General features: G+C 64.9%; 6 protein-coding genes. 4 read left to right on the forward strand and 2 right to left on the reverse strand.

The genetic code is table 11. The annotated features are described in order from the left end of the window. Positions 1 to 471 (forward strand): NYN domain-containing protein (locus tag WAN71_RS11725; RefSeq protein ID WP_422225489.1); only part of this gene is annotated, 471 nt, incomplete at its 5' end. Between the two features lie 48 nt (positions 472 to 519). Further along, entirely contained in the window at positions 520 to 3,495 is a 2,976-nt protein-coding gene (locus WAN71_RS11730; protein WP_422225490.1) for an MMPL family transporter, read from the forward strand. A 2-nt stretch (positions 3,496 to 3,497) separates the two neighbouring features. On the opposite strand, the gene WAN71_RS11735 is transcribed toward WAN71_RS11730, so the two are convergent. Then, positions 3,498 to 4,646 (reverse strand): AI-2E family transporter, encoded by a 1,149-nt coding sequence (locus WAN71_RS11735; protein WP_422225491.1) that lies wholly within the window; start codon positions 4,644 to 4,646, stop codon positions 3,498 to 3,500. Between the two features lie 104 nt (positions 4,647 to 4,750). On the opposite strand from WAN71_RS11735, the gene WAN71_RS11740 reads away from it, so the two are divergent. Further along, positions 4,751 to 6,049 carry a lysylphosphatidylglycerol synthase transmembrane domain-containing protein gene (locus WAN71_RS11740; protein WP_422225492.1) on the forward strand — a complete coding sequence of 433 codons (1,299 nt, stop codon included), beginning with the start codon at positions 4,751 to 4,753 and terminating at the stop codon, positions 6,047 to 6,049. Between the two features lie 7 nt (positions 6,050 to 6,056). Here WAN71_RS11740 and WAN71_RS11745 read toward each other — a convergent pair whose 3' ends face one another. Continuing rightward, positions 6,057 to 6,623: a hemophore gene (locus tag WAN71_RS11745; protein WP_422225494.1), complete on the reverse strand. Its 567-nt coding sequence runs from the start codon at positions 6,621 to 6,623 to the stop codon at positions 6,057 to 6,059. Between the two features lie 258 nt (positions 6,624 to 6,881). On the opposite strand from WAN71_RS11745, the gene WAN71_RS11750 reads away from it, so the two are divergent. Then, the coding region (locus WAN71_RS11750; protein WP_422225493.1) for an MMPL family transporter at positions 6,882 to 8,992 on the forward strand (2,111 nt) is incomplete at its 3' end.

The raw sequence follows: 8,992 nt of genomic DNA on the forward strand, positions 1-8,992 counted from the left end.
GGACAAGAGGTTTCTGCCGAGCCCGAAGCCACCGTTTTCACCAATATCGCGCCGGGCAGCGCCGACGTGGTCCGGCCGTGGGTGGATGCGCTGCGTAATGTGGGGTTTGCCGTCTTCGCCAAGCCGAAACTCGACGAAGACAGCGATGTGGACAGCGACATGCTTGACCACATCGCGCAGCGGAGCCACCAGGGCCTCGCGGCGCTGGTGGTGGCGTCCGCCGATGGCCAGGCTTTCCGCCAACCACTTGAGGAAATCTCGCGCAGTGGAGTACCCGTTCAGGTGCTTGGATTTCGCGAACATGCGAGTTGGGCGTTAGCGTCGGATACCTTGGAGTTTGTTGACCTGGAGGACATCGCGGGTGTTTTCCGGGAGCCGCTGCCGCGAATCGGCCTCGATTCGCTGCCTGAGAAGGGGGCGTGGCTGCAACCGTTCCGGCCGTTGTCTTCGTTGCTGACCTCGCGTGTCTGACAACTAAAACCAATGCGCGGGTCGCCGCAGATCCAGTAAGGAGCTTACGTGTTCGCCTGGTGGGGTCGAATGGTGTACCGCTTCCGGTACATCGTCATCGGTGTCACGGTGGGCCTGTCCCTGATAGGCGGCATATTCGGAGCGAGCCTGGGCAAGCACGTCACGCAGAGCGGTTTCTACGACGACAACAGCCAGTCCGTCAAAGCATCGGTGCTGGGTGACGACACCTACGGCCGCGACCGGACCAGCCACATCGTGGCTACTTTCACCCCACCCAAGGGCCAGACCACCGATAACCCGGCCTGGCAGAAGAAGATCGTCGGCGAACTCAACTCGTTCAAAAACGACCATTCCAAGCAAGTGGTCGGATGGGCTGGTTGGCTGGCCGCGCCCACCAGCACCGACCCGGTCATCAAAGGGATGGCGAACGAGGACGGCAAGCACACCTTCGTCAGCATCCCGTTGAAGGGCGATGACGACGACACCATCCTGAACAATTACAAAAGCATTGAGCCGGATCTTCAAAAACTGAACGGCGGCAATGTCCAGCTCGCCGGCCTGGAGCCGATCGCGAGCGCGCTGACCGGCACCATCGCCACCGACGAACGACGTATGGAGGTTCTCGCGCTGCCGCTGGTGGCGGTGGTGTTGTTCCTGGTTTTCGGTGGGGTGGTCGCCGCGTGCCTGCCAGTGATGGTCGGCGGATTGAGCATCGCGGGAGCCACCGGGATCCTGCGGTTCATCGCTTACTTTGGGCCCGTTCACTTTTTCGCCCAGCCGGTGGTCTCGCTGATCGGTCTCGGCATCGCGGTGGATTACGGGCTGTTCGTCGTGAGTCGTTTCCGTGAGGAAATTGCCGAAGGGTACGACACCGAGGCCGCAGTGCGCCGCACGGTGATGACGGCAGGACGCACGGTGACGTTCTCGGCTGTGCTGATCGCCGCCTCGGGGGCCAGCCTGCTACTGCTGCCGCAGGGCTTCGTGAAGTCGCTGACCTACGCGCTGATCGCGGCGGTGACGCTGGCTGCAGTGCTGTCGATCACGCTGCTGCCGGCCTGCCTGGCGATCCTGGGCCGGCACGTCGACGCCCTCGGCGTGCGTACCCTGTTCCGGGTTCCCTTCCTAGCGAACTGGAGGCCATCGCGGGCGTACCTGAGCTGGCTTGCGGATCGGCTGCAGAAGACCAAAACCCGCGAAGAGGTCGAGGCCGGGTTCTGGGGCAAGCTGGTCAACCTGGTCATGAAACGACCGCTGGTCTTTGCCATCCCGATCGTTATCGCCATGTTCGCGCTAGTCATTCCGCTGCATAACCTCTCTTTCGGCGGTATGAGCGAGAAATATCTGCCGCCCGACAACTCGGTCCGCTTGGCGCAGCAGAATTTCGACAAACTCTTTCCCGGCTACCGAACGAACCAGTTAACGCTGGTGATCGAGAGCAATAACCACAACAAGGTCACCGACCAGCAGGTCGCCGAGATCCGCAACGATGCCGCCTCGATCAGCGGGTTCACCGATAAGACCTGGCAAGAGCGGACCTGCCCGACAATCGCGGGCAACCCGTGCGCCACGGGACCTAATGGGACCAGCAAGCCCAAGGATGACTCGGTGCGAGTGATCCAGAACGGTCTGGCGAACCCGAACGACGCAGCCAAAAAGATCGCCGAATTGCGATCGATCACGCCACCGAAAGGGCTGAACCTACTGGTCGGCGGCACTCCGGCTCTTGAGCAGGACAGCATCCACAGCTTGTTCGACAAAGCTCCGTTGATGCTGGTGGTTCTGCTCACCACGACGATGCTGTTGATGTTCCTGGCATTCGGATCGGTTGTGCTGCCGATCAAGGCCGCGGTGATGAGCGCGTTGACTCTAGGCTCAACGATGGGCATTTTGACGTGGATCTTCGTCGACGGACACTTCGCGAAGTGGCTGAATTTCACGCCGACACCATTGATGGTCGTGCTCATAGCGTTGGTCGTCGCGGTCGGTTTCGGCCTAGCCACCGACTACGAGGTGTTCCTGGTGTCGCGGATGGTGGAGGCCAGAGCACGCGGCATGTCTACCGCCGAAGCCATCCGGATCGGAACTGCGACCACCGGTCGCCTGATCACCGCGGCCGCATTGGTCCTCGCCGTGGTCGCCGGCTCGTTCGTGTTCTCCGATCTGGTGATGATGAAATACCTGGCGTTCGGTTTGATGGCGGCGCTGCTGCTGGATGCCACCGTCGTCCGGATGTTCTTGGTGCCGTCGGTGATGAAGCTGCTCGGCGACGACTGCTGGTGGGCCCCGATGTGGATGAAACGCCTGCAGAACCGCTTGGGGCTCGGCGAGATTCACCTGCCCGACGAGCGCAAGCGACCCGTCCCCCGTGCCCGCGCCGAGCGTCCGGCGGTCGCCGCACGGCCCACCGTCGCCGCACAACCGCGTCCACCGCACGACCCCACTCACCCCGGCGCGGAGGCTCCGCCCGTTCCCCAAAGGCCAGGCAGGCCGGCTGGGCCGGCCCCTCGGCCGGAATACCGGCCGCCGGCTCAGGACACGCCCTCGGCCACCGGTACCACGAAGATGCGCGCACCTGGGCACCCGGAGCCCAAAGAGCCGCCGACGACGCGCTTCTCGGCCCAGCAGAACGCTGCGCCGGCTCCCGGCCCCGGGCGCGAACGCCCACCCACGCCCGCCGCTCCTCCGCCGGGGGCCCAACCGCCCCGCGGCGAAGACCGCGAAATCGAGTCCTGGCTCAGCGAATTGCGGGGATCGCAGCCGACTCCACCGCCGTCGGAACCGTCCGCCGATCAGACCCGGGCAATGCCGGTTCCGGGTCAGCGCCCTTCGGGTCAACAACCCACCGCTGAGGACGATGCCACCACCGCCATCCCGACCCCTCCGCGGGAGGAGAAGGACCCCGACGTGGCCACCCAGAAAATGAACGCCCGCGGAAACGACGCCGACAACGGCAATCGGACCCGTCAGCGTCGCGGCGGCGGGCTCAGCGCTGCGGATTTGCTACGTCGAGAAGGCCGGATGTAGCTCTAGTCCTCGGTTTCGCTTTCCGGCTCGTCCGGTTCGGCTTGGATGATCGAGCCCTCCCCGTCGGTTTCCTTCGCCGCGGCGGACGGATCCTTTGCTAGCAGCACCTGGAACGCGTTGTTGAAGAAGGCGACCGTCGGGACGGACAGCAGCGCGCCGACGATCCCGGCGAGCACACCCCCCGTAGAGATCGCCACCACCACTGCCAACGGATGGATCGACACCGCACGGCCCATCACCAATGGCTGCAGGATGTGCGCCTCGAGCTGGTTCACACCGATCAGCACGCCAAGTGTGATGAGCGCGTAGACAAATCCCTTCGCGAGCAGTGCAACCACCACTGCGAGAAAACCGGTGAGGACCGCACCGACCAGCGGTATGAACGCGCCGAGAAACACCAACGAGGCCAGCGGCAGAGCCAGTGGAACGCTCATGATCGCCAAACCGGTGCCGACTCCCGCCGCGTCGACCAACGCCACCAGGAAGGTGGCCCGCACGTAGCCGACCAGCGATCGGTATCCCGCGTTGCCCGCGGCGCGCACCCGGTCCCGGACGTCGGTAGGGAAGATCTTCGTGACGTACTGCCAGATATTGCGCCCGCCGTAGAGGAAGAAGATCAGCGTGAAGAGCATCAGCAATGCCGCGGTGACGATCTCAGTGACGGTGGCCGCAGTCGACAGCGCGCCGCTGGTCAACTTCGCTTGGTTGTTCTGCAACGCTTGGATCGCCGCGTTGCCGGCGTTCTCAATCTGTTGGCGGCTCAGGTGCAGCGGCCCCTCGATCAGCCAATTGCGGGTCTCATCGATGCTGCGGGTGACCTGCTTGACCAGATCCGGCAAACCGTTGACGAACTGGCTGATGACGAACGTCATGATGCCGCCCAGAATCGAGAAGCCGGCCAGTAACACCAGGGCGACCGCGCCGCCACGAGGTGCACCCCGCTCGTCCAGCCAATCCACCGCCTGCACCAGCAATGCGCTCAGCATCAACGCCAGCAACAGTGGGACAACGATGATTTCCAGCCGCTTGATAACCCAGAGCAGGGCGACCAGCGCCGCCAGGATGACCAACAACCGCCAGGCCCAGGCAGCGGCCTTCCGAACGATAGGTTCGACGGAATCCTCGTAATCCACGTCGGCCTTCGACGGCATGTCGCCAGCCTAACCGCGGCGGGCAGGTCGGCACTCGCAAATACAGTGCGGACACCTGCGCCTTGCGCCGATCCCGGCGCGACCTGCACAGCTACGCTAAAGCAGTGTCGAGCGACGCACCGGCCAGGAACGTCAACGGTCAGCACGAAGAACGTGCCCGCGGCAAATACTGGTGGGTACGTTGGGCCGTTCTGGCCGTCGTCGCGATCGTGCTGGCGGTCGAGGTGGCACTGGTATGGGACCAACTGGCCAAGGCCGCCAAGAGCCTCTACTCAGCGAAGTGGTGGTGGCTGCTGGCCTCAGCCCTGGCGGCCGTCGTCTTGATGCACAGCTTCGCCCAGGTGCAGCGGACCCTGTTGGCATCGGCCGGGGTGCACGTCAAGGAATTGCGGTCAGAAGCCGCCTATTACGCGGCTAACGCGTTGAGCACCACGCTCCCCGGAGGTCCGGTGCTGGCCGCGACGTTTCTGCTTCGGCAGCAACGGATTTGGGGTGCGTCGACGTTGGTGGCGTCGTGGCAGCTGGTGATGTCGGGTGTGCTGCAAGCGGTTGGGCTGGCACTGCTGGGTCTGGGCGGCGCATTCTTCCTCGGCGCGAAGAACAACCCGCTTTCGTTGCTGTTCACGCTCGGCGGCTTCGTCGCGTTGTTGCTGCTGGCCCAGTCGGTAGCGTCGCGACCGGAACTGATCGACGGGATCGGGTCTCGGGTGTTGTCGTGGGTCAACTCCGTTCGTGGCCGGCCGGCCGACACCGGCCTGGCGAAGTGGCGCCAGATGCTCTCGCAGCTTGAATCGGTCAGCCTGAGCCGTCGCGACTTGGCGGCGGCGTTTAGCTGGTCGCTGGTCAACCGCTTCTCTGACGTCGCCTGCCTGGGCTTCGCTGCATACGCGGCTGGGTATCACGCCTCGGTCGGCGGGTTGACGGTCGCCTGTGCGGCCGCCCGCGCGGTCGGCACGATACCGCTGATGCCTGGCGGATTGTTGGTCGTGGAGGCGGTGCTGGTGCCAGGTTTGGTGTCTAGCGGGTTGCCGTTGTCCGGCGCGATTTCGGCGATGTTGATCTACCGGCTGATCAGCTGGTTGTTGCTCGCCGCCGTCGGCTGGGTGGTGTTCTTCTTCATGTTCCGCACCGAGAACGAGGTCGATCCCGACGCCTTAGAAACCGGCCCAGAAACCGGCCCAGAAACGGACCCAGACGGCGAGAAAACCGACGAAGCCGCCGCGATGGAGCTGCCCGGCGACCCGGCAGCGGCACAATTCAAGGACGGCACGGCGGCGCTACCCACTGGACCTTGTAGCGCGGCCGACGCCGCGCTACAAGGTCCGGTGCCGCCGCCGGATTTGGACGCAGAAACCGGCAAGGCGCCAGAGCTACCCGAGCGCCGGGGCGCTACCCAAAACTAGCCGGCGACTACTTAACGGCGCTCAGCCCCGGCATCATCGCCGGGCCGGGTGCGGCCGGAGCCGCCGCCGGAAGCCCACCCGCAGGCACCGCGCCCTGGGCTCCAGAGATGGCCTGCGCCGCGGCATTGGGCAGACCAGCCGGCAGGCCACCGGGCAGCCCACCCGGCAGCGCGCCCTGCGCGCCCTGCATGAAGCCGAGCACCTGCGGCAGGCTGATCGGCAGTTTGCACCTGCTCGACAGCCCCGTAAGCGGTTGCGCGATCGTCTGCAAATCGCCGGCCGCTTTGGGGTTTGTACTGAAATAGCTCTTCAGCGAGTCGACCGACTGCGCCCCCGCCGGCTGTTGCAAGACGGTGGTCATCGCCTGGTTGGTCTCCGGATGCCCGTCGAGGTAATCGCCGGCCGACCTGGCGACGTTGCCGATCGTTCTCGCCATCTCACTGGCAGCACAGGGGTCAGACGCACCGACCGCCGACGGCGCCGACAGCAGCACCACCACGGTGCCACCACCCAACGCGGTGGCGGTCAGTACGCCGAGCAGCCGTCGGCGCAACGTTGCAGTACTCCCAGTCAGGGAAGTCATCCATAACTCCTTATTGGCTTGCGGGCGAAGGCCCAGAGGCCATCCTGCCATCGACTCCGACGGCGCGGCCAGTTCAGCCGACAAGAAACTGCTCACACTCGATCAGCCTCGCCACCACGGAGGCGCAAACACTCACATCGTTGCCGAGTCGTTGCAGCTCAGCGAGCATTAAAGCGACCTCGCCACATAGCTTGCTGGGGTAGGCTCGGCCGCGAAACCTGATACCAGGAGACCGCGATCCAGCACTTCATGATGCGCCTAAGCAGCAACCTGCGCAGATTCCGCTGGCTGGTCTTCACAGGTTGGTTGCTCGCGCTAATCCCCGCGATCTACCTGACGATGACTCAGGGGGGTCACCTCACCGGCGGTGGCTTCGAGGTGGCCGGATCCCAGTCGTTGCGCGTACATGACGAGCTCGAGGGGCATTACCCAGACCAAGGCACGTCACCGTTGGCTCTAGTGGCGGCGCCACGCGCGGATGCCAGCTATGAGGACATGAACGCCGCTGCCACGTTTCTGCAGCAAGTCGCCGGCCAAGTCACCGACGTCGCGGTGGTGAAAAGTCCGGCCGAGCCGGCGCCACAGCCCGATCGGCCGTATGTGGTGTCGTTGCGCCTGGATTCCTCGACTAACAGCAGCGCCAGCGACGCCGCCAAGAAGCTTCGGACAAAGGTCGGCGTCCAGGGCGATCGGCCGGGACAGATGGAAAATGGCAGGGTCCGGCTGTATGTCATCGGTCAGGGCGCGCTGAGCACGGCCGCGGCGGCCAACACCAAACACGACATCGCCGCGGCGGAACGCTGGAACCTTCCGATCATCCTGATTGTGTTGCTGGCGGTGTTCGGTTCGCTTGCCGCCGCCGCGATCCCGCTGGCGTTAGGCATCTGCACCGTCGCCATCACCATGGGACTGGTTTATCTGCTGTCGGCCTACACCACGATGTCGGTGTTCGTGACCTCGACGGTGTCGATGTTCGGCATCGCGCTGGCGGTCGACTATTCGCTGTTCATTTTGATGCGCTTCCGCGAGGAACTGCGCGCCGGACGACAGCCCCAAGAGGCGACGGACGCGGCGATGGCGACGTCCGGCCTCGCCGTGGTGCTGTCCGGGATGACCGTCGTCGCCTCGCTCACCGGCATCTACTTGATCGACACCCCAGCGCTGGCGTCAATGGCCACCGGCGCAATCCTCGCGGTGGCGGTCGCGATGCTGACCTCGACAACCATGACACCGGCGGTGCTGGCGACGTTCGGCCGGGCCGCCGCCAAGAGATCCGCAGCGCTGCACTGGTCGCGGCGACCCGAAACGACCCAGTCGCGGTTCTGGAGTCGCTGGATCAGCTGGGTGATGCGCCGGCCGTGGGCGTCGGCGATGGCAGCGTCGGCTGTTCTCATCACCATGGCGGTGCCGGCCCTATCGATGGTGCTGGGCAACAGCCTGCTGCGGCAATTCGACTCATCACATGAGATTCGCGCCGGGGTGTCGGCGGCGGCCGAGGCGCTGGGTCCCGGCGCGCTGGGCCCGGTGCAGGTGCTGGTGACCTTCCCCGACGGCAACGCGTCGGCGCCCGCGCACGCTCAGACACTCGCGGCGATCCGTCACGAGATGGCGCAAGCACCCGGCCCCAGCGTGTCGGTGGTCGCGCCGGTGTTCGCCGACAACAACACCAGCGCCCTATTGTCCGGGGTGCTGTCGGTGGATCCCGAGGACCTGGGCGCGCGCAACAGTATCGCTTGGATGCGGGCCCACCTACCCGCGGCGGCGGGGGCCGGCACCGCGCAGGTGGACGTCGGCGGACCAACCGCGCTAATCAAAGACTTCGACGACCAGGTGGCCAGAACCCAGCCGCTGGTATTGATTTTCGTCGCACTGATTGCCTTCGTCATGCTGCTGATCTCGATTCAGTCGGTGTTCTTGGCGTTCAAGGGCGTGTTGATGACGGTGTTGTCGGTGGCCGCGGCCTACGGCAGTTTGGTGATGGTCTTCCAGTGGGGCTGGCTGGAGAAGCTGGGGTTCGCGCCGATCAGCTCGATCGATTCCACCGTTCCACCGCTGGTGCTGGCCATGACGTTCGGCTTGTCGATGGACTACGAGATCTTCTTGCTGACCCGAATCCGGGAACGGTTCCTGCAATCCGGTCACACCCACGACGCCGTGGCCTACGGCGTGAGCACCAGCGCGCGCACCATCACCAGTGCTGCGCTGATCATGATCGCGGTGTTCATCGGTTTCGCCTTCGCCGGTATGCCCCTGGTGGCCGAAATCGGGGTGGCGTGCGCGGTCGCGATCGCGGTGGACGCCACGGTGGTGCGACTGGTGATGGTGCCTGCACTGATGGCGATGTTCGCCCAGTGGAACTG

The organism is Mycobacterium sp. (assembly GCF_049280035.1).
Taxonomy (GTDB): Bacteria; Actinomycetota; Actinomycetes; order Mycobacteriales; family Mycobacteriaceae; genus Mycobacterium.